The sequence below is a fragment of the Aeromonas crassostreae genome (assembly GCF_054052445.1).
Genome location: NZ_JBSTYM010000011.1, coordinates 1 through 22121 on the forward strand (window position 1 = coordinate 1; position 22121 = coordinate 22121).

Genomic DNA, 22121 nt, shown 5'->3' on the forward strand with positions numbered 1-22121 from the left:
TTCTTTGTGTTTTTTGATCGTTGCGGCCGCCGCCGCCGCCGCCCCCCCCCCCCCCCCCCCCCCCCCCCCCCCCCCCCTGGCGCTTACGCCTGACTCTGAATCGGTGTGATGGTTTCTGCTTTTTCTGACTTAGCGACCTCTTCCGCTTCGGCCGTCTCGGCCTCCTGCTTGAGCAGGGTGCGTTCGTAGGCCCGCACGAAGGGGTAGTACATCAGGGCGGAGATCCCCATGCAGATGAAGCACAGAATGACCGGACTTAAGGCCCAGTTGGTTGCCCAGGAGGCACCGATGGGAGCTGGCGTGGTCCAGGCGGTCAGCATCACGACCTTCTCCACCAGGCCCAGATCCACGGCGAACCAGGCCAGGATGGCGTTGATCACGGGCACCAGGATGAAGGGCAGGAAGAAGACCGGGTTCATTATGATGGGGGCACCAAACAGGATCGGCTCGTTGATGTTGAAGAACCCGGGGACCACGCCCATCCGCCCTATGGTACGCAGGTGCACGGCGCGGCTGCGCATCAGCAGGAAGGCCAGTGGCAGGGTGGAGCCCACACCGCCGATAAACAGGAAGTGATCCCAGAAACCGGGCAGGAAGGTGTGGGGGATGGCCTGGCCGGCGGCCAGGGCGGCCTGGTTGCTGGCGAGGTTGGCCATCCAGAACGGGTTCATGATGCCGGTGACGATCATGGTGCCGTGGATACCGGCAAACCAGAGGATCTGGCACAGCAGCACGGCGAGCAGCACGGCAGGCAGACTGTCAGAGGCGGCCACCAGAGGCTTGAGCATGGCCATGATCGCCTCGGGCAGGATCATGCCTGTGGTCTCCTGCAGCAACATATTGAGGGGATGCAGGGTCAGGATGATCGCCAGTACCGGGATCAGCACCTCGAAGGAGCGCGCCACCCCCATCGGCACCTGCTCGGGCAGACGGATGGTGATGTTGTTGCGCTTGAGCCAGGCATAGACCTCGGTCGAATAGATGGCGCAGATGAGCGCGGTAAAGATGCCCTGACCAGAGAAATACTCGGTGGAGATGGTGCCGTCTTTATATTGCGCCGCCACCAGCATGAACGACATCAACGACAGCAGTCCCGTGGTGATAGGGTCCAGGGAGTACTGCTTGGCCAGGCTGGATGCGACTCCTACCGAGATGAAGACCGTCATCAGCCCCATGCTCATGTTGAAGGGCAACATGAGTTCGGCCCGATAGGTGTTGGAAAAATCGAGCCAGGCTCTGGCGAAGCCCCAGGTGGTCTCGCTGGAGATGGGGGGGAAGATGAAGACCAGCATGAAGCTGCCGACGATCATGAATGGCAGCGCGGCAATGAAACCGTCACGGATGGCCAGCACATAGCGTTGCTGGCCCAGTTTTCCTGCCAATGGGCCGATCCGTTGTTCGATCAACTTGACCAGCATCCCATAGAGTGAACTCATAGTGTGTGTCCTTCCTTGTCAGCGCGTTTAACCAATCAGGGACAGGGCGTAGTCCAGCACCTTGTCGCCGCGCTGCATGCCGTAATCCATCATGTCGATAGGTTGTACCTTGATCCCGTGGGCCGCCGCCTTGGCCTGCAATTCGGGTTGCATGTACTTGATCTGCGGCCCCAGCAAGACCACCTGGTAATGAGGCATCTGGTCATCGAACTCCGATGCGCCAAAGGCCTTGATCTCGGTAGCCAGACCCCGTTTCTCGGCTTCTACCAGCATTTTTTTCACCAGCAGGCTGGTGGACATCCCGGCAGAGCAGCACAGCATGATTTTTTTCATGATCATTCCTCAGTTATTAAGTTGAGCTCACTATAGATCGGTGCAACAAAACAGGAAATCGATTTCATGATTTGGGGTTTGCAATTGTGATCACGATCACTTAGTAGGTGGGTTTCATAATTCTGTGTTAGTGATATTTTGTTTTATATCAATGCTTTGTGTGATTTTCATTGGTGCGTTACATCACTTGCTTATTAGACTTGGTTGGTTGAAATATCGATTTCAAGTTTGTCGTGGTTTTCATGCCGCTCCAGCGTCCCTGCCTGGCAGACTCTCTGCACGGTATAAGGTGCACTCTTCCGGCATGGCGGGAGGAAAACCGAAGCGCAAACAGGTGGATAAGAGATGGGCAGGCAGGAGGCATGGCCTGGCCGTGAAGGTCACGACGGGGCGGTCAGGTGCAAGGCAAGAGAGCGAGGAGGCCCTTTTCTGTCTGCTCGATAGCCTTTGCGTGATGGCGTGATGGCGTGATGGCGTGATGGCGTGATGGCGTGATGGCGTGAAACGGGGAGCCAAGGGTGGATACCGGCTCGGGCTCGGCCTTGGGGCAAGGTCGGCAGGAGAGTGAAAAAATGCTCCGTCACGGGGACGGAGCATCGGGAGGGCGATTAGCGGGTCAATCCGCCTTCATCCAGTACGCTGAGGGTCCAGAGGAAGGGGGCATTCCAGTTGATCGTCACCTCGTTCAGGGTCCAGGCGCCAATCTCATCCTTCCAGCAGGTCTGGCCGGTGCACTTGCCCTTGAGGGTGGAGGCAACGGGATCGCTGAAGTTGATGGAGTTCGGGCCACCCGACATCACGCCCGGCGGTACCAAGGGGGACGCAGGGTCGATGGGGTGAGCCCAGAACCTGTGGTGCGGGTTCTTCAGTGGGCGGCTGCCGTAACCCGAGACATAGGACTGATCGAGCGGGTTGCGACCCAGCACATAGTCCATGGCGTCAGACATGGCTTGCAGGTATTTGCGCTCTCCCGTGAAATCGTGCGCCAGCCCGAGGAAGATGCTGCGGTTCATCAGGTTGGAGTTGGATCCCCAGGGGTATTCGGTGGCCTGATAGGGGATAAGGTAACCCTCCGTCGCCACGCTCTTCTGGTAGCCGTCAGCAGCTGCGATGATGGCGGCGCGCGCCTTCTCCACGTCCTGTTTGCCCAGCGTGTTGGGCACCATGGCCAGGGTGATGGTCCCTGCGCTGCTGAGATCCTGCCAGTAGAGATCACCGCTTGCGCTGCGATCCCCCTTGGGGGCGGCCAGATAGAGAGGTGACTGCTGGACGGCCTGCTTGTACTCGGCCTTGCCGGTGGTGGCAAGCAGCTCGGCGGCAGCCCAGTAGAATTCGTCCTTCAGTTGGGTGTCATCGTAGGGACCGGATCCCACGAAGTTGTCATAGGCATAGACGTCCGGATGACGGTTGGCCGCCTGCCAGGCCCGTTCGGCTGCCTGCAGGCTGCGCTGTGCGAAGGCCGGATCCAGATCTTTCCAAACGCGGGCAGACTGGGCGGCGGTGGCCGCCAGGTTCAGGGTCGCGGCCGTGCTGGGGTGACTCAGGAAGCGAGGCTGCGGATCTTTGTGGGGAGGCAGCGGCATCCCGGTCCAGGCTTCATCGGCGACCTTGTGGAAGGCCATGCCGGAGGCATCGATCTCGGTCAGTGTCAGGTTGTCGAGCTGCCTGGACTGATCTCCCACCGGCGCCCAGACCTTCTTGCCTTCAGGCACCTGCATGGCGAGGAAGAACTCCATCATCCAGCGAGACTCGTCCAGCAGATCGTTGTGGCCGTTGTGCTGTTCCGGGATCTTGGCCTTGCCGTCGGCAAAGGCGCTCTTGTCACCCTCTTTCGCCAGTTGCTCCCGCTCATAGAGGTTCATCAAGGTCCACACCGAGATGCCCCCGTTGACCACGTACTTGCCCTGATCGCCGGCGTCGTACCAGCCGCCGGTCACATCCAGGGTGAAGTCACAGCCTGGCCACTGGTTGCCCTTGGCATCCTGTTTGTTGAAGCAGGTCACCTTCTCAGGTTTGTGCCCTGCCGGGCGAGCGAGATCGGGGCGCTGGACATACTTGGCCTCGATGTCGATGCCGCTGCGCTGTTGATAGAAAAAGGAGAGGGCGTCGAATTTCATGGTGTGATAGATGTCATCACCGATGCTGAACGGGTGGCTCTTCTGGCCTGCGACCTCCAGCACCAGGCCGGTGGCCGGGGCGGTGACCTGACTGAAGTCGGCGATCTGCACATTTTCCCCGGAGGCGGCATTCAGGCCAAAGGGCGTGGTCTTGCCTTCGGCGATGGCCTCACCCTGGGCATTGCGCAGGATCCAGGGGAGCGAGTCCTTGCTGTCGGTGGCGATGGTCGCCCGTTTCAGAGCCTTGCTCAGGTAGCCGACCTGGTTGACGCGCACGCTGGCCAGATCCGATTTCTTGACCAGAGAGGGGCCCGAGAGCGTGGCTTCACCGATGCAGACGGTGGTCGGTGTCTGGGTGCCCATCTGGAGTTGGAACTGGGTCTTCTCGTCCGTGGCGGAGGGCGTGAACTGGATATCGAAAGGCTTGGGGGTGCTGCTGAGGGCGAGGTCCTGCACCATGTGGTTGGTGTAGGGGGCGCCATCATGCTGGATCAGGGCCTTGACGTTGATGTTGCTCTTGGCCATGGCAGTGAAATGGAGCTTGTAGGGCTGTCCTTGCACCAGGCCGAGGTTGGACTGGCCCAGGATGACGTCCCAGGGATTGGCGCCCGACTCGGTGAAGGTGAGGCAGCCCATCTGGTTCTCGGCGTTCAGGGTGCCCCCGGCCGCCCACCAGCCATCGGTTCCCTGGAAGCCCCCGTTGGTCAGCAATTCACCCACAGGTCCGGCAGATGCCGAGGAGGCACCCGATGCCCCTGCGCTGGGCAGGGAGCAGCCATGCAAGCCAATGACGCAAGACATGGCGAGCGTCAGGGCACTAAGCCGAGATATTTTCATTGTTACCCCTTTGATCACAGACGGAAATAATGGCGTCGATTTTTGCACTCGCGCTGAAAATGACCGAGTCATCCAGCGGTCCGCATTTCACTGTCAAGATTTACACACAACCCTTGAGTGGAAATCGATTTCACGAGTCAGGTAACAGTAAATTTTGCGGCAAATCAAGTTTGCCTTTATGAACTGTGATGCGGGCTGCAAATTTTCGTTTATTGATATATTTATGTGCATAACTGGGGTTCTTTTGAGTTCTTTTTATTCCCCTCCATTTTCCACCAGTTTGGTCATGCCGGTGCCATTCTTGGCAAAGCATGCAGCGATATGATGTGATAGATTGACCGTATTTAGTTGATTTTATTGTTTTTTATTTGCACCTCTCCGCATGTCTTCCCATATTCCCCGCCCCCTCCGGATATTTCGCTGGCGCGAAACAGTCTGATCTTTGTGAGCTACATCACTATTTACTCTCTCGGTGGGATTTTTACCGTGGCAGGGCAAAGATACTGCTGGAATGGTGCAGAGATTTCTGTTTACCATTAAATATTCTTGCAATCGATTTCATGTTTGAGCTGTTTTTCAAGACGGATCCCCATGATCGATGCGTCAGGCGATGAATGAGAATATCCGGAGAGTCATAAGGAAAATGCGTAAAACTACAGGTCTCACCAGGTCTATGACCTGCCTATTCGTGGGGTGCGGCATCTGGAGTGCCGGGATGGCGGATGAGCTGTCGACCATGCCCTATTTTGCCACTTGGCCGCAGATCCACAGCGCCATTGCCAAGGACGAGGGGATGGAGCGCCAGATCCAGGCTCTGCTCTCCCGGATGACCCTGGAGGAGAAGGTCGGGCAGATGATCCAGCCCGACTTTCGTGAAGTGACCCCAGAGGAGGTCACTCGCTACAAGATTGGTTCCGTCCTCAACGGGGGCGGTGGCTGGCCCGGTAATAACAAACACGCCTCGGCATCGGACTGGGCACGCCAGGCCGACACCTACTGGCTGGCGGCGGAGGCGGGCTTTGAGGGCAGGGGCTATCGCATCCCCTTCATGTGGGCGACCGATGCGGTGCACGGCCACAACAATGTCTTCGCGGCGACCCTGTTCCCGCACAACATCGGCCTGGGGGCGGCGCGGGATCCGGGGCTCATCTACCGTATCGGCCAGGTGACGGCGCGGGAAGTGGCCGCCACCGGGCTGGACTGGACCTTCGCCCCGACGGTCGCGGTGCCCAGGGATGATCGCTGGGGCCGGACCTATGAGGGCTATTCCGAAGATCCCACCATCGTCTATCACTATGCCGGCGAGATGGTGCGCGGCCTGCAAGGGTCGGCGGTGGATCTGCGCGGCCAGCGCCATGTCATCTCGAACGTGAAACATTTCGTGGGGGACGGCGGAACCCAGAACGGGGTCGACCGGGGCCAGAACTTCTATTCGGAAGCGGATCTGCGCAACCTGCACGCCGTGGGCTACTTCTCGGGGCTGGATGCCGGCGCCCAGGTGGTCATGGCGTCGTTCAACAGTTGGCACAATGAGCTTAACGGCGATGTGTTGCCAGAGGACGGGGCCGAGTACAACGGCAAGCTGCATGGCAGCCGCTATCTGCTGACCGATGTGCTCAAGGGCAAGATGGGCTTTGATGGCCTGGTGGTCTCGGACTGGAATGGCCACAGTGAGATCGCCGGTTGCACCATGGGGAGCTGCCTGCCTGCGGTGCTGGCCGGGGTCGACATCTTCATGGTCACGGCGCGCAAGGACTGGATGGCGTTTCGCCAGAGCCTGCTCGATGGCGTGGCGAATCGGCAGATCCCGATGAGCCGCATTGACGATGCCGTGACGCGTATCCTGCGGGTCAAGATGCGGGCCGGACTGTGGGAGAAACCCATGCCATCGGCCCGTGAGCTGGCGGGCAAACAGGGTGAACTTGGCGCCGCGGCGCACAAGGCGCTGGCCCGGGAGGCGGTGCGCAAGTCGCTGGTGCTGCTCAAGAACGAAGGCAAGATCCTGCCCCTGAGCCGGCAGAGCCGGGTGCTGGTGGCAGGCAGCGCCGCCAACGATCTGGGCAAGCAGGTGGGGGGCTGGAGCCTGACCTGGCAAGGCAGCGAGAACGGGCGCGGTGATTTCCCCGGAGCCCAGAGCGTGCTGGATGCGGTGACCGCCACCGTCGGTGCGGATCATGTGCAGGTGAGCGCCGGGGCCGGGGATCTGACGGGAGCCAAGCCCGATGTCGCCATCCTGGTCATGGGGGAGGACCCCTATGCCGAGTGGTTCGGCGATATTCCAGACAACAAGACCCTCTCCTATGGGGATCTCAAGAACAGCTATCACGAGGATCTGCTGACCCTCAAGCGTCTGAAGGCGGCCGATATCCCCGTGGTGACCGTGCTCTTTTCCGGGCGCCCGCTCTACGTCAACGAGGAGATCAACCTCTCTTCCGCCTTTGTCGCCGCCTGGTTGCCGGGCACTGAGGGGGAGGGGATCACCGATCTCCTGTTCAAGGATGCGAAGGGCAAGGTGGCCCATGACTTCCAGGGACGCCTCTCCTTCTCCTGGCCCTTTGGCAAGTGCGCCACCACCATCAATCGCACACCCACCCATATCCCGGGCTGGCAGCGCCCTGCCTTCGAGCAATCCCTTGAAGGGGAGAATGCACCGCTCTTCCCCTATGGTTACGGGCTCAGTTACGGCAAGCCTTCCCCTGTGGCGGCCCGGGTCAGCAACCTCAATACCCTGGTCCTGGATAACCGTACCTTCGGCTGCAACGAGAGCGATCCCGCCAAGCTGAGCGCCGCCGACAAGGTGCTCGAGCTGTTCGGGCCCAAGGCGGGTGAAGAGCACCGTCTGCGCATGGGCGATGCCAGCAACTGGACGGGGACTGAAGTCTCCGGCAACGGCGTGACCGAGATGAGCTTCATCAAGGTTCAGCCCATCGACTACCTGCGCCAGCAGGATGCGCGCGCCGTCACCTTCCTTGGGACGGACAAGCCGGGTGTCGACTCCGGAGCCACAATCCAGTTGCAGACCACCCAGGTCAAGGGGGCGGATCGTCGCACCTACTTGAAGGGGGAGAGCGAGCTGCAGGTGACGCTGCGGGTGCAGCAGGCGCCAGCGGGCGACATGACGCTGGGGATGCAGTGTGGCTGGCCCTGTGGCAAGTCCATCGAGATTGCACCGGCTTTGCGCCAGTTGCCCCCGCAGCAGTGGGTGACCCTGAGCCTGCCCCTGCGCTGCCTCGAAGAGGGCATGGACTTCGCGAAGGTCAATACCCCCTTCATCCTGGGCACCAGTGGACAGGCGCGCATCGACGTGGCGACCGTGCGCTGGGTGCCGGCTTCCCTGCTGGGGGCGACAGGGGAGGTGTCCAGGCTCGATTGCCAGGGACAGCTGACCCGATAACCCCGTCAGGTAAACGCACCAGGATGCCTGCCGGGCTCCTGGTGCCTTGATAACCGGCTCCGCCCATGTGCGGAGGGAGAGGTGGGAGAGAAGGATGTCGATCGTACAGCGGATCAGATTGGGTTTTACGCTGCTGTTGGTGTTGTTGCTGCTGCTCGGGGCCATCAGTTACCTGAAGACGGCCTCCATTCACGGCCGTTTCCAGCAGGTGACCGAGGAGGCGACGCCCCTGGCCCTGACCGCCAGTCGGCTGCGCGCCGCCTTGCTGATGGCGGACAGGGACAGCCTGGCGCATCTCGCCATCCGGGAGGCCTCGACGTTTCCCCAGTCCCGCCAGCGTTTTGCCCATGACAAGGCCCGTTATCAGCAGTACGTCAAGGCGTTCGAGGCCCTGACGCTCGATGCCGAGAGTGAGCGGCAACTCGCCCAGGTCACCGGCCAGGTCCCTCGGCTGTTTACCATCTCGGAGCAGTTGATGAGCCTGCACGAAGAGTCGGTCGAGCTGGAGCGGGTGCTCTCCCGGATGCGTGGCGACCTGCTGCGCCTGGACGACAACTACCGCTCGGCGGCGGAGCTGCTGGTGCGTTATGCGGCGGGGCGACGCTCTTTGCAAAACAAGGCGGAGCTCATCACCAGCGGCATCGCCCGGGATCTCAAGCTGATCCTGCGCGCCGATGGCAACACGGATCTCGTGGCGCTGCAGGCGGTGCTGGCCAAAGACATCGACATCGCAAACCAGCGTCTGGTGCGGATTGTCGTGCCCGATGACGTCAAGGCCAGGTTCACCCGCCATGTGGCGCGCATTCCCCAGCTGGTATTCGGCGACAAGGGGCTGATCGCCACCCTGGTGCGCCACCAGCAGATCAATCAACAGCTGCACAGCTTGCGTGAGCAGCAGGAGGCGCAGAGCCAGCAACTGGGGGAAGCCCTGGACAGGCTCATCGCCATCAGCAACCAGAGCATGCGGGAGGACAGGCAGAGTGCCGACGCCGCGGTCGACAGCGCCCGCACCTGGATAGTGGCGGTGGCCCTGTGTTCCGTACTCATCGCGCTCATTGTCGCCTGGAGTACGGCCCGCAGCATCCAGGTGCCTCTGGTGCGGATCAATCGCGTCCTCGCCCTGATGGCGCAAGGGGACATGACGCTGCGGGTGCACTACCCGGCCAGGAACGAGCTCGGCGAGGTGGCGAACTCCATCGATCAGCTGGCCCACCACACCAAGGCGCTCTTGATGGAGGTCCAGACCGGGTCTGAGCACCTGGTGAGCGAGACGCGCAAGACTGCCGAGATCGGCGAGCAGGTGGTGTCGCGGGTACAGGAGCAGAAAGCTCAGACCGATCAGGTGGCGGCCGCCATCTTCGAGCTGGAGACCAGTGTCACCGAGGTGGCGCGCTCGAGCGATCATGTGCGCCGGGAAGTGGGTGAAGCCAATGACGAGAGCCAGCGTGGGCGCCATCTGATGCAGGCAAACCGGGATGGCATCGAACAGCTGGCAACCGGCATCGCCGGGGCCATGGCGATCACCCACAAGCTGGAAGGCTACAGCAGCAACATCGGCAACATTCTGGAGGTGATCCGTGGCATGGCGGAGCAGACCAACCTGCTGGCACTCAATGCAGCCATCGAAGCGGCCCGTGCCGGGGAAGCCGGGCGGGGCTTTGCCGTGGTGGCCGAGGAGGTGCGGGCGCTGGCTACCCGTTCACAAGGGGCGACCCAGGAGATCCAGGTGATGATCGACAACCTGCAGGGATGCGCTCGCGATGTGGCGAGCGTGATGGCCCAGAGCCATGAGCAGACCCAGCAGAGTGTGCAGCAGACCCGGGATGTTGAGAGAGCCCTGGCGGGGATCGCCTCGCGTATGGAGGCAATCAAGGAGATTGCGGCTCACATGGCTTATGCCGCTGCGGAGCAGATTTCGGTGAGTCAGGGAGTGGCCCAGCACGTGGCGGAAATCGCCGACGTGGCTCACGAGACCGAGCAGGCCTCCAGGGTTTCGGCGAGCAGTGGCGAGCTGTTGTCGGGGTTGGCCAGCCAGCAGCAGAGTCTGGTGGCCCGTTTCAAGGTGTAGGAGAGAGGCGATGTGGAAATCAGTGAGTGCCCTGCTGGTCTGTGGGCTGAGTACGGCGGCGGTGTCCCAGGAGCTGGTGCTGGAAACCTGGCGCGTGGATGACGAGCCGCTGTGGAAGGCGCAGTTTCTGCCCCGTTTTCAGGCGCGCAATCCCGAGATCAGCCTCAAGCTGCAACCGCAGCGCTCGGCCGATTACGAGCAGGGGCTTGCCGAGCGGCTGGCGGCGGGGAAGGCGGGGGATCTCATTACCTGCCGTCCCTATGATCAGTCCCTGCGGCTGTTCCAGCAGGGGTATCTGCTGGATCTGACGGACCTGCCCGGCATGGAGAACTTTCCGAGCTTTGCCAAGGCGGCCTGGCAGACCGACTCCGGGGCCCAGACCTTCTGCCTGCCCATTGCCTCCGTGATCCAGGGTTTTTACTTCAATGTCGACATCTTCAACACCCTTGGGCTGACGCCGCCCCGGACCCGTGCCGACTTCTTCGCCGTGCTGGATAAGGTGAAGCAGGATGGCCGCTATCTGCCGCTGGTGCTGGCGGCCCACGACAGCTGGGTGGTCTCCGAGCTTGGCTATCAGAATATCGGCCCCAACTACTGGCAGGGGGAAGATGGCCGACTGGCGCTGATCAATGGCCAGGCACGGGTGACCGATGCCCCTTATGTGGCGGCGTTTCGCGAGTTGGCGAGTTGGCGACCCTACCTAGGTGAGCACCCGGCCGATACCACCGAGGCGCAAGCGGTGGATGCCTTTGCTGCCGGCAAGGCGGCCATGATAGTGGCGGGATCCTGGTCTCTTGCCCAGTTCACCGGCAAGGTCAACTTTGGCGCCTTCCCGCCCCCCGTCGCACGGGAGGGGGACACCTGCTACTTCACCGATCACACCGACATGGGGATCGGCATCAATGCGGCCAGCCCCAACAAGGAGGTGGCCATGAAGCTGGTGGAGTGGATGGCGAGCGCCGACTTCGCCGAGCGCTTCTCCAACTCGGTGCCGGGTTTCTTCTCCCTCTCCAACCACTTCTTCGAGCTCAAGGATCCGGTGGCTAGCACCATGATGGGCTGGCGGGATACCTGTGATTCCACCCTGCGTCTGGGTGCCCAGTTCCTCACCCGGGGTGAGCCATCGCTCACCACTGAGCTCTCGGAGGTATCGCAATCCGTGGTGCTGGGTGCCATGACGCCGGAAGCGGCCGCCGCACGCATACAGCAGGGGCTGGCAAGCTGGTATCCCCCCAGAAGGCGGCAAGAAGATCCCGTCTGTGCGAAGCGGACGAGCCCCTCCCCACGACGGTGGCCAGTGCGGCCACCGGGGCGGAGACTCCCTTCGCCACCCCTTGACGGTGGCCGCGCCCACCGGGAAAGGCACCGCCCGGCGGGGCTCTTCATACTCCCCAAGGCGCTTTTAGGCGCCTTTTTCCATCAGGGTGAGGGTTCCAGGCCGCCGCGGGCTGGTTATTTCACCTTCATGGGATAGCGCATGATGCAGGGGAAAACATGATGTCTCTGGTCCTGGCCAATCCAGATTGGGGAGGGTACCTGCCGGGGTTGGCTGCATTCAAAGGGATGGAAAGCCCGGCCGCGTCATGTACCTGTGCGGACCCAAGACAGACGAGGGGGGAGGGACGATATGAAAAGCACTTCCCCCTTGCTGGGCAGGGCAGGGCGGTGTCGAGGGGGTGTGGAAAAAGGAAAGCGGCCCGCAGGCCGCTTTCATCTCATGTCGGGCGGAGCACAGCCCCCGTCAGCGTTCATCCCTTGTACGGCAGTGTGGTATCACGCACCACTATGCTCAACTCGGGCAATTCGTCCGAGTTCGGCTCCGTATTCTCGATCAATCCCAGCAGGGTCTTGGCCATCTTGACCCCCATCTCGTAGATGGGTTGGCGTACCGTGGTCAATGGTGGGTTGGAGTAGGTGGAGAAGGGCAGGTCGTCAAAACCGATGAGGGAGACATCTTCGGGCACGCGCAAGCCGCACTGCTTGAGCCCCAGGATGGCTCCGTAGCAGGTCTGATCGTTGGCGCAGAAGATGGCGGAGAATTTCCGGCCACTCTCCACCAGTTTCTTGACGGCATTGAGTCCGCCGACCTCGGCGAAATCTCCCTGGATGACCAGGGAGGGATCATATTCGATGCCCGCGCTGACCAGGGCCTGACGATAACCATGGTGACGCTCGATGGCATCGTTTTGATCTGGCAAGCCGACAATATGGGCGATATCACGATGACCCAGATCCAATAAATAACGGGTTGCCATATAGCCACCCAGTCGATTATTGATACTGAAGGAGTGTACCCGTTCGGTCATGATATTGTGACCGGTGGCAACAATAGGTATTTGCTGTGAAAACTCGAGCAGTGTTTGCTGATTGACGTGGCCGGTCAAAATAATAAGACCATCGACCCGTCGCGCCACCAGTAGTCGCAGCCGTTCGACCTCTTCTTCCGCATTCCAGTGGCCACTGACAATCAGCGGTACATATTCCATACCCTGCAGGGTATGTTCAACACCACGCAACATTTCGTTGGAAAATGGACTCTCAACATGTTGAGTCAATACTCCCAGGGTCATGGACTGACCCGTTTTCAGATATTGCGCCATCAGGTTGGGGCGAAAATTCAATGCTTGAATCGCATCTTCCACGGCCTGGCGTTTATCCGCGGCGACTTTGGCCGAGCCGTTCAATATCCTGGATACAGTGCTTGCCGAGACGCCAGCTCGACGGGCGATATCATAGACAGTGGCTTTTTTTTCCTGAGCTGACTTCGACATCCCCCCTCCGTATTCGACTGTAAAATGACTGGTGGTGGCCAGTATAAAGTAAATATCTTGCTAATAAATCAGCGAGTTAGGATACTCTTTTCCCTTCGTGGTGACAAGCGATGATACGAGTCGCCAAGGGGAAGATGCACTACTGCTGCGCGGCAAAAAAGACCTCTCTTGCCTTGGTGAAGCCTGCCTTTTCTGCGGCTTTGACCCAGGCGAGGGCTTGTTCATAGTCTTTGCTTTCGACTGCCGTGCGAATATGCTGGTAATAATCAAATTCACCCAGTGATTTATCCGATGTGACCATCACGGGTGATATGGTTTTTGTGACCAATATCTCGTTTTTGGCAGTCTCTGCGTCCAGCGACAAATATAGGCGTCCAGTGGCCATATGGGGTACTTCAACATTGATAAGCCGAGCGACATCCGTGGTGCGATCATATTGCATGGCACGCTGGAGATCGTCAGGATTGATCCTGGTATGGCCTTGCATGTCCTGTGCAGTGGTATATATCACCATATAGGCTGCTCGTGCACCGCCAATGGGAGCCGGGATCGTAAATTCCCCCTGGATGCTCTGCCCAGTAATTAATGAACGACCATCATATGTAAAGGTTGAACTGGGAATCGCTTGAACTGCCATATAGTTTTCATCCAGCAACAAGATGCTTGGCAGAAACACAGTCGCGTCGACCGGTATGGTTATTTTGACGCGGGCGGCCTGGGTGAAGGTGGGCAACGAAAAGGCCATCACATAGCTTTTTCCCGAATCAAATGCGTAAACCTGGTTGTCAGCGCCAATATTAACCCATCTGCTCTCCTGCCCAAGTGGCTGGAAGGTAAGACCCCTGAATGTTTCAACCGCCACCTTGTTTGACAATTGCATCCTGTCATCTTGAACCTGTTGCTGCAGGGCCGCTGCTGCAGACCTCGGCGGTTGGTCGGAGCCCATGCTGGCACAGCCTGCCACCAGCAAGCTGGCAAGAAAAGGCAGGTACTGCTTACTTTTCTTCATATTGTTTCCTTATAAAATGCGGGCCCCCAAGGGACCCGAGATTATAGTGCAGAACAGTGTTCCAACCTAGCTTACCACCACATATCCGCTTGCACTCCGACCAGGAAATCTTCCCGATCTTCTTGCCAGGGGGTCTCATTATTGTGATCGACATAGGTCGCCAGGAGACGGATCTCGGGCGAAGGACCCATGCCGGTATTGACGGTGAAGGTGGGAACCACACTGATCTTGTGGGAGGTACTTCCACGGTCAATGTTGTCAATCATCAGGTTATTTTTTACATAACCCAGTTCGGTCTGGACGGAGAAGAACTCATTGACCGGGAACACCGGGCGCAGTGAAGCGGCATACCAGGAGTCATGGCCACCCATCTCATAGTCGTTGTACTGATACGACAGGGTTGGCAGCAGGTGTACGTTGGCGCCATACCAGCCGCCCCAGATAAATACCCGATAGGATTGATCGCCATCCATCACCTTGGATTGATAGGGTTTGTAACCATCGGCCGCATCCTGCAGCGTCTTCTGGTACAGGGAACCCTTGCGATACATGGCGGTATTGGTCAGGTTCGCCCCCAGCAAATCGCCGGAACCCAGTCCACGGCCCGCCTGGGCGATGAACTTGGAGAAGCCGCCCGGCATGAAGAAGAAGTCATCGCGGGAATAGATGACGGTGCCTTCTGCCCCCTTGGTCGCATATTTTTTACTGTCCCCGTCAAATTCATTGTCGGGCATCTGTTTCAGGGCGATTTCCATATCCCAGGCGCCATACAAGGCGCTGGTATGGAGGGTATGCATGGTGGCATCGGTGCCATTGGCGCGATCGGAGTGGTCGGTATCATTGCTGTTGATGTAAGCAAAGTCCCACTTCCCTCCCGCCATCTCCATGCCTTTTATACCGGCGCCGGTGCCTGAGTAGTCAGTGTAAAAAAAGTCAGTGGTCCAGATATAGTTCTCACGATCGTAGTAACGTAACCCACCCCACATGATTCCTGTTGGCGTGATGCCACCGAGTTCCACATAGGTTTCTGATACGCCGCTTTCCCGTGGTGCAGTCCGAGTTTGCAAACCATCGGCATCGGATTCAACCTTGAAGTGAATGTTGACGGATTTTCCACTGCCAATATCCCACAGCTTATTCAGTCCAGCTTCCCAGCTATTATCCAACTCGGAGCCAAGGCGCCCCATGGTTTTATCCATCTCATATTCGTAACCCGCTTTGGAAAAGTTGTCTTTGGCGTCAAATAGTGAGCCGGCACGAATATATCCATGAAAACCAAAACTTTCGGCTGCATTTGATACAGCGGGCAATGCGAGCCCGCAACATGCCCCGACAAACAAGGCTAGCGACTTCAATTTCATCTTATTGCTCCAATCCGTAGAAAAGTGTTTTCAAGCGATCTCTCTTGAAGATTCAATGCCTTATCAATTGATCTTCTGGCAAGGCTGATTGCTGTCAAAGTCTGTTGGGATGGCCGTTTTCAGGGCCACGTTGGTGAAGGCGAAGCGCAGACCGGCCATGGCATCCCATGCCCCACTCAGGTAGAGCGCCTTTTGCACCGAGTCTGTGTTGGCCGCCGGGATGAGAGAGGTGACCGGCAGGGTGCAGCGATACCAGGTGTCGTCATCGGGCACTATGTTGCTGTCCATGGTGAAGAAGGTGCCAAAATCGGGGCCGGCGGTGCCGTCCATCCGGATCTGGATGTTGGGGGAGTCGCCGTAGCTGGAGACTTTCAGGTCGAGCAGCATGGCGCCGTTTTGGTAGGCAGAGAGATCCCCACTGGCGCTGTCGGTCCCGAGGAAGGCGGCGCCATTGCCCGGCAGATCCATGGTGATGACCTGGTTTTCATCGGTCAGGGTGCCGCCGAAGCTGGCTGCCGGGTAATCGGCGCTGAGGTCCTGGGCCAGGCTCTTGTCACCGGAGTAGTAGAGTGCGGTGTCGGTGACCACCAGCGCGGGGGCGTTGTTGACGCCGGAGCCTGTGTCCGGTTCGGTGCCGGGATCGGTTCCCGGATCTGTGCCTGGGTCAGTGCCAGGATCGGTGCCGTTGCCCGGAGCTTCACAGCTGACCGGGTCGACAACGGGCTTGGCCGAGGTGGTGAGCAGGTACTTGATGTTGGTGATTTCGTAGCTGAAGGCATCCTTGGTGGCCAGATGGAATGGCGTGCCCACGGTGGCGAGGTTGATGGCCGTGGCACCGGGGAAGGGCTTCATGCAGTTGATGGGCAGGGTGAGCGTTTCCCAGTCGCCGGTACCGGCCAGGGCGCCGGCAATGGGCAGGCTGCTGCGGTTGGGGTATTCGTTGTCGATGGAGACGGAGAGTGCCTCCGGGACCGCACTCTTGGTCCGCAGCTGAAACTCGATGAAACCGGAAGCATACTTGCTCAGATTCAGCGGGGTGGCGGATTTGAGCATGAAGGTGCCATCACCATCGCCGGGTACCTGCACATCGGCGGTGTCATCGGTGCCGGCATTGTTGATGAGTACGGCGCTGATGCTGGTCATGGCGACGGGGGAGGCCGTTACCGACTGAACATCCCAATTGTCTTTCTCCGATTGAATGCTGGGGGTGACGTTTGCGCTCGCCCCAACACCGAATAGCAGCAATGCACCATCGCCACTGTCTGGCGGCGTCTCACCAGGTGGCGTTTCGCCCGGAGGCGTTTCACCGCCGTTGCTAGCAGAAATGTTCTCGTCACCACCGCATCCGCCGAGCAAGGCTGCGGCGATCAAGGATGCCAAAAGTCCTTTTTTTGTTGCATTCATACTGACCACTCCAATCAATGGGAAAAATATCCACCGCGATGAACCGTCGAGACTCAAACAGCTTCTGCGCAATCGATGCCAAGACAAATCATGCTGAGCTCATTTTCTTGAAATCGATTTCCAATACAATCTTTATCTCTCATGATGATCGAAGTTTGTGTTGCAAATCACAAAACAATTCGTATTGATACATCACTCTTTACTTGTGCTGATTATATTGTGCTTGATGTTAACTTATTGATTTAAGTCTTTAATTTATGGTTTTTTCAATGAGTGCTCCTTTCGGTGTCGCTAGGGCGCTCGGTGAGCTTGTCTTGGCGCTTAGGGGGTGGGGAATTGTGGAGTGGTATGCGGTGTCGACTGATGTGGGTTGTGCTGTTTGGTTTCGATTTCAAGATTTGGTTGTCTACCTTGATCTCATTCCAGCCTCCCCAATACATGAGTCGACGCAGTCAATATCGGGAGCTGGCGCTCAAGAAGAGACGGTTCAGGGCGGTGGAGAGGCAATGGCTCCAGCGGTAGAAGGCATATGAGTCCATTGGCGTGAACCGTAGCGACCCGATTGGATGACGACAGCTAGTGGTGTTCGCATGAATGCGAGGAATTATCGTCGCCAGCTGTGACTGAACATCAGCCTGACAGCGTGTCCGAATTGAGTTGAGCACGACATCAAGGCCAAGCTAAATCAGAGCCGGTAAATGAATTTGAATCTTCTGTGATGAGAAGATGTTTGGGCCAATCCTGGCCTTGGCGTGCTTCAAAAGCTCAAACGATACAAGCCCCCCTGCCTGATGGGCTTTCTTGTGGCTCAAACGGGAGGGGTAGCAAACCGCAAAGGAGGGGGATGGAGCAAAAAAGCACAAAGGGTTGGCTTCGCTGAGAAGCTAACCCTTTGTTTTATATGGTGCCGATAAGGGGAATCGAACTCCTGACCTTCGCATTACGAATGCGCTGCTCTACCAACTGAGCTATATCGGCGTCGGCCCTAGATTCCCGAAAATGTCCTGGCAAGTCAATGTGCCTGAATCATTTTTATGAGCCGGCTCATGGTGTTACGGAGCGGATCAGAGATCTGAAAATTCCGGGATATGGGCCCGGCCCCGGCTTTCGAGAAACGCGAGCAGGGCGCGGGGGGAGCGGGCGAGGATCCGCTCTTCGGGGAAGCCGACTGCCGTGACCAGGCGATGGCAGTGTTCGAAGTCGCCGACACTGAAGGCGACATGGGAGTCGGATCCGAAGGTGAGATAGGCCCCCAGATCCCGCGCCGCCTCGACGATGGCGCGGCAATTATCTTCACTGCCCGCCCGGGAGTGGCTGAACGAGGAGTTGTTGACCTCAAGGGCGACCCTGTACTGCGCGGCGGCATGCACCACGGCTTCGATGTCGATGGGGAAGGCGGGGTTGCCCGGGTGGCTTATCATGTCGACCCGACCGCTTCTGATGGCGTTGATCATCGCCTGGGTATGGGTGGCCCTGTCACAGGGCGGGAACACGGGTTCGTGGAAGCCCGCCATGATCATGTCGAGGCGGGATTCGTAGCGTTCGGGAAAGTCTATCTCCCCGTCCAGATTCTTGATGTTGGCCTCTATGCCGCGCAGTATGCCCACGCCGTCCACGACCCTGGGCAAGACGTGCAGATTGACGAAATGCCAGAAATGCGGGGCATCGGCCATGTCCGGGCCATGGTCGGTGGTGGCAAACAGCTTGATCCCCTTGGCCCTGGCAATGGGGATGTAGTCATGGATGGTGCTGTAGGCGTGGGTGCTGGCGACCGTATGGGTATGGGTGTCGACGGTGTACTTCATGGCGTTTCCCCTGGGTGAGCAGAGCCAGATGAGCGAAGCGCCAGCATAGCAAAAACGGGGAGAGGGGGCCACGCAGAGGGGTTGTCATACTCTGTCACAAATGCCTGCAACTCTGACAAAGTTTATCCGGGAGGCTTGGGTAAGATGTGCTCATCGATGTGCAGCCTGAACTTCCATCGATGGGTTGGGTCAGGATGACGCAACCTTCTTTCCCCACCGTCGCTCTGCGGCGGTTTTTTTTGCCTTCCATTTGTTTTTCAAGCCGAAACGGGCATCCGTCAGCTCGATGAGATGGGCGTTTCGCCATAAAAAAATGCCCAATCAGCACAGGGCTGGTTGGGCGAGACTTAATGTTTAATTGCAGTGGCATAGATATAGAGTCCGTTTTTTGGTCAAAGTTCCCCGCTTTTTAATAAAACATTTCCCTAACCTGGATTCACATTCTCTTGACACCTCAGGCTATGAAACGTACTTTTTAAACATTCGTTTAAGTGAGGTGCACAGTGAGCAAGATTGATACCAAGAACCGTATTCTCGATGCTGCCGAGGTGTTGTTTGCCGAGCGGGGGTTCGCTGATACCTCTTTGCGTCTGATCACCAGCGAGGCCGATGTGAACCTGGCGTCGGTGAACTATCACTTCGGCTCCAAGAAGGAGCTGATCCAGGCGGTGCTGGACCGCTATCTCTCCCTGTTCATGCCGGAGCTGGACACCAGACTGGCCGCCCTGATGGCGCGAGACGAGCTGACCCTGCTCCAGGTATTCGAGAGTTTTGTCGACCCCCTGATGAAGCTGGCCGCCGTGCGTGCCAACGGCCCGGCCCTCTTCATGCAGCTGCTGGGGCGGGGCTACATCGACAGTCAGGGCCACCTGCGTCGCTTCATCACCAGCCATTATGGGGCGACCCTGCAGCGGATCACCCAGGCCATCTCCCAGGCCAATCCGGCGCTGACGCCGGCGGATCTCTTCTGGCGGCTGCACTTCACCCTGGGCACTGTCGTGTTCACCATGGCTTCCGCTGATGCGCTGCGGGATATTGCCCAGGCCGATTTTGGTCAGCACCTGGATGTGGAAGGGCTGGTGCGCAACGTTATTCCTTATCTGGCGGCCGGGGTAGGCGCGCCGACGGAATCGACCAGGTTATCCCTGGCCGTTTAATCAAAACAATAACTTAACGGAACTGTGAAATAGAGGGAACTGAACCATGATCACATTGCTTGTCCTGCTGGTGGTGACCGTCGCCGTCGTGCTCGGGGTCCCGGCTATCCGCAAGAAGTGGGTAACCCGTCCGGTGTTTGCCATCTTCAAGAGAATACTGCCTCCCTTGTCTGCGACCGAACGGGAGGCCATGGAGGCGGGCTCCGTCTGGTGGGATGGCGAGCTGTTTCGTGGCAATCCCGACTGGCAGAAACTCCATGGCTACGGCAAGGCGACCCTGAGCGCCGATGAGCAGAGCTTCATCGACAATCAGGTCGAGACCCTGCTCGCCATGATCGACGACTTCAAGATAGTCAACGAGACCAAGGATCTGCCCGAGCCGGTCTGGGATTATCTGAAGAAGGAGGGCTTCTTCGCCCTCATCATCCCGAAATCCTACGGTGGCCGCGAGTTCTCGGCGATCGCCAACTCCACCATAGTGACCCGCATCGCCACCAAGAGCCTGAGCGTGGCGGTCACCGTCATGGTGCCCAACTCCCTCGGGCCGGGCGAGTTGCTGATGCACTATGGCACCCAGGCCCAGAAGGATTTCTGGCTGCCGGGTCTGGCCAATGGCAAGGAGGTGCCCTGCTTCGCCCTGACCGGTCCGGAAGCGGGCTCAGATGCGGGAGCCATCCCGGACAAGGGGATCGTCTGCAAGGGTCAGTACAAGGGGGAGGAGGTGCTCGGCATTCGCCTGAACTGGAACAAGCGCTACATCACCCTGGCGCCGCGCGCCACCGTGCTGGGCCTGGCCTTCAAGCTGCATGATCCCGAGCAACTGCTGGGGGACAAGGAGGATCTCGGCATCACCTGCGCCCTGATCCCCACCAGCCACCCCGGGGTGCGGGTCGGCGATCGCCACTACCCCATGGGGCTGGCCTTCCTCAATGGCCCGACCTTTGGCAAGGATGTGTTCATCCCCATCGACTGGATCATTGGTGGTCCGGAGTACGCCGGTCGCGGCTGGCGCATGCTGGTGGAGTGCCTCTCCGCCGGGCGCGGCATCTCCCTGCCGGCCCTGGGCACCGCCTGTGGCCACATGGCGAGCCGTACCGTCAGTGCCTACGCCTATGTGCGCAAGCAGTTCGGCATGTCCATCGGCAAGTTCGAAGGGGTGCAGGAAGCCATGGCACGCATCGGCGGCCTGACCTATCAGCTGGAAGGGGCCCGTCGCATGACCGCCGGTTCCCTGGACTTGGGTCAGGCGCCGGCCATCGTCACCGCGATTTCCAAGTACCACATGACAGAGATGGCGCGCCAGATCATGGATGACTCCATGGATATCCACGCCGGTCGCGCCATCCAGCTGGGCCCGAAGAACTACACCGGCTACGCCTACATGGGGATCCCGGTCGCCATCACGGTGGAGGGGGCCAACATCCTGACCCGCAACCTGATGATCTTCGGCCAGGGGGCGACCCGCTGTCACCCTTATGTGTTCGCCGAGCTGGAGGCGGCGGCCGATCCGGATGCCGAGCGCGGCCTCGAGAAGTTTGACGGCCTGCTGATGAAGCACCTGGCATTTGGCACGGGCAACTTCTTCGGCGCCCTGTTCCAGGGGCTGACCCTGGGCCGCTTCAACGGTGCCCCCGTGAGCGGGGAAACTGCCCGTTATTACCAGCAGCTGGCTCGCATGAGCAAGGGGCTGGCCCTGTGCGCCGACGTCTCCATGCTGATGCTGGGCGGCGATCTCAAGCGCAAGGAGATGATCTCCGCCCGTCTTGGCGACGTGCTGAGCCACCTCTACCTGGCCTCCTCGACCCTCAAGCACTACGAGGATCAGGGGCGCATGGTCTCCGACCTGCCCTTCGTCCAGTATGCCCTGGAGCGTAACCTGCACCTCATCGGCAAGGCGTTTGACGGCTTCTTCCAGAACTTCCCGAACCGGGTCGTTGGCGCTCTGCTCAAGCGGGTGGTCTTCCCGTTCGGCATTCACTACCAGATGCCGGCCGATGATCGCTGCCACGCCATCTGCCAGGCCATGATGACGCCGGGCGAGTTCCGTGACCGCCTCACCGCCCTGTGCTACGTGGGCCAGGATGAGCAGGATGCCATTGGCCAGATGGAGAGGGCCTTCCTCGCCATGGTCTCGGTGCAGCCTCTGGAGAAGAAGCTTGCCCAGGCCCAGAAAGAGGGGCGCCTGCCCCGCAAGCTGGCTCTGCCGGAGCTGGTGAGCCAGGCCCTGGCGATCGCCCTGCTGACCCAGGAAGAGGCCGACCAGCTGCTCGCCGCCGATGCCCTGCGTAGCGAGGCTATCCAGGTGGACAACTTTGCCCCCGGCGAACTGGAGGCCATGGGCCACCCCGCCCGGGTGGACGACGCCGCCTGATCCCGGCATGCCTGCTGTTGAAAACCGGCCGTGATGGCCGGTTTTTTTTGTTTGTATT

13 protein-coding genes and 1 tRNA gene are annotated in these 22121 nt (G+C 59.3%); 5 read left to right on the forward strand and 9 right to left on the reverse strand.

Going from position 1 to position 22121, the window contains the following annotated elements:
* Positions 1-83: 83 nt before the first annotated feature.
* From ACW5W4_RS10340 to ACW5W4_RS10350, 3 genes are all read right to left on the reverse strand, one after another.
* Positions 84-1436, reverse strand: coding sequence for a PTS sugar transporter subunit IIC (locus tag ACW5W4_RS10340; protein WP_456689301.1), 1353 nt, complete (start codon positions 1434-1436; stop codon positions 84-86).
* A 27-nt stretch (positions 1437-1463) separates the two neighbouring features.
* Entirely contained in the window at positions 1464-1769 is a 306-nt protein-coding gene (locus tag ACW5W4_RS10345) for a PTS sugar transporter subunit IIB (RefSeq protein WP_339332019.1), read from the reverse strand.
* A gap of 608 nt (positions 1770-2377) precedes the next feature.
* Positions 2378-4606 (reverse strand): glycoside hydrolase family 9 protein, encoded by a 2229-nt coding sequence (locus ACW5W4_RS10350; protein ID WP_456689302.1) that lies wholly within the window; start codon positions 4604-4606, stop codon positions 2378-2380.
* An 832-nt stretch (positions 4607-5438) separates the two neighbouring features.
* Here ACW5W4_RS10350 and ACW5W4_RS10355 point away from each other — a divergent pair.
* The 3 genes from ACW5W4_RS10355 (at position 5439) to ACW5W4_RS10365 (ending at position 11659) form a co-directional block, all read left to right on the forward strand.
* On the forward strand, positions 5439-8117 hold the full coding sequence (locus ACW5W4_RS10355; RefSeq protein ID WP_456689303.1) for a glycoside hydrolase family 3 N-terminal domain-containing protein: 2679 nt from the start codon (positions 5439-5441) through the stop codon (positions 8115-8117).
* Positions 8118-8211: 94 nt separating this feature from the next.
* Complete coding sequence (locus ACW5W4_RS10360) at positions 8212-10185, forward strand: methyl-accepting chemotaxis protein (protein ID WP_456689304.1); 1974 nt, start codon at positions 8212-8214, stop codon at positions 10183-10185.
* Between the two features lie 10 nt (positions 10186-10195).
* Positions 10196-11659: an ABC transporter substrate-binding protein gene (locus tag ACW5W4_RS10365; protein ID WP_456689305.1), complete on the forward strand. Its 1464-nt coding sequence runs from the start codon at positions 10196-10198 to the stop codon at positions 11657-11659.
* Between the two features lie 274 nt (positions 11660-11933).
* Here the strand turns inward: ACW5W4_RS10365 and ACW5W4_RS10370 are convergent, their stop codons facing one another.
* The 6 genes from ACW5W4_RS10370 to ACW5W4_RS10395 form a co-directional block, all read right to left on the reverse strand.
* Complete coding sequence (locus tag ACW5W4_RS10370) at positions 11934-12956, reverse strand: LacI family DNA-binding transcriptional regulator (protein ID WP_427262936.1); 1023 nt, start codon at positions 12954-12956, stop codon at positions 11934-11936.
* Positions 12957-13095: 139 nt separating this feature from the next.
* Positions 13096-13965 (reverse strand): MalM family protein, encoded by an 870-nt coding sequence (locus ACW5W4_RS10375; protein ID WP_456689306.1) that lies wholly within the window; start codon positions 13963-13965, stop codon positions 13096-13098.
* A gap of 71 nt (positions 13966-14036) precedes the next feature.
* Entirely contained in the window at positions 14037-15326 is a 1290-nt protein-coding gene (locus ACW5W4_RS10380) for a carbohydrate porin (protein ID WP_427262934.1), read from the reverse strand.
* Between the two features lie 63 nt (positions 15327-15389).
* The gene (locus ACW5W4_RS10385; protein ID WP_456689307.1) at positions 15390-16730 is read right to left on the reverse strand and encodes a putative glycoside hydrolase; all 1341 of its coding nucleotides are present in this window, start codon (positions 16728-16730) and stop codon (positions 15390-15392) included.
* A gap of 902 nt (positions 16731-17632) precedes the next feature.
* Positions 17633-17708, reverse strand: a tRNA-Thr gene (locus tag ACW5W4_RS10390).
* An 86-nt stretch (positions 17709-17794) separates the two neighbouring features.
* Complete coding sequence (locus tag ACW5W4_RS10395; protein WP_456689308.1) at positions 17795-18535, reverse strand: PHP domain-containing protein; 741 nt, start codon at positions 18533-18535, stop codon at positions 17795-17797.
* Between the two features lie 503 nt (positions 18536-19038).
* Between ACW5W4_RS10395 and ACW5W4_RS10400 the strand changes: the two genes are divergently transcribed.
* Both ACW5W4_RS10400 and ACW5W4_RS10405 read left to right on the forward strand, forming a co-directional pair.
* On the forward strand, positions 19039-19692 hold the full coding sequence (locus ACW5W4_RS10400; RefSeq protein ID WP_408798013.1) for a TetR/AcrR family transcriptional regulator: 654 nt from the start codon (positions 19039-19041) through the stop codon (positions 19690-19692).
* Positions 19693-19738: 46 nt separating this feature from the next.
* Positions 19739-22063, forward strand: a complete 2325-nt coding sequence (locus ACW5W4_RS10405; RefSeq protein ID WP_456689309.1) for an acyl-CoA dehydrogenase — start codon at positions 19739-19741, stop codon at positions 22061-22063.
* The last annotated feature ends 58 nt before the right edge of the window (positions 22064-22121 follow it).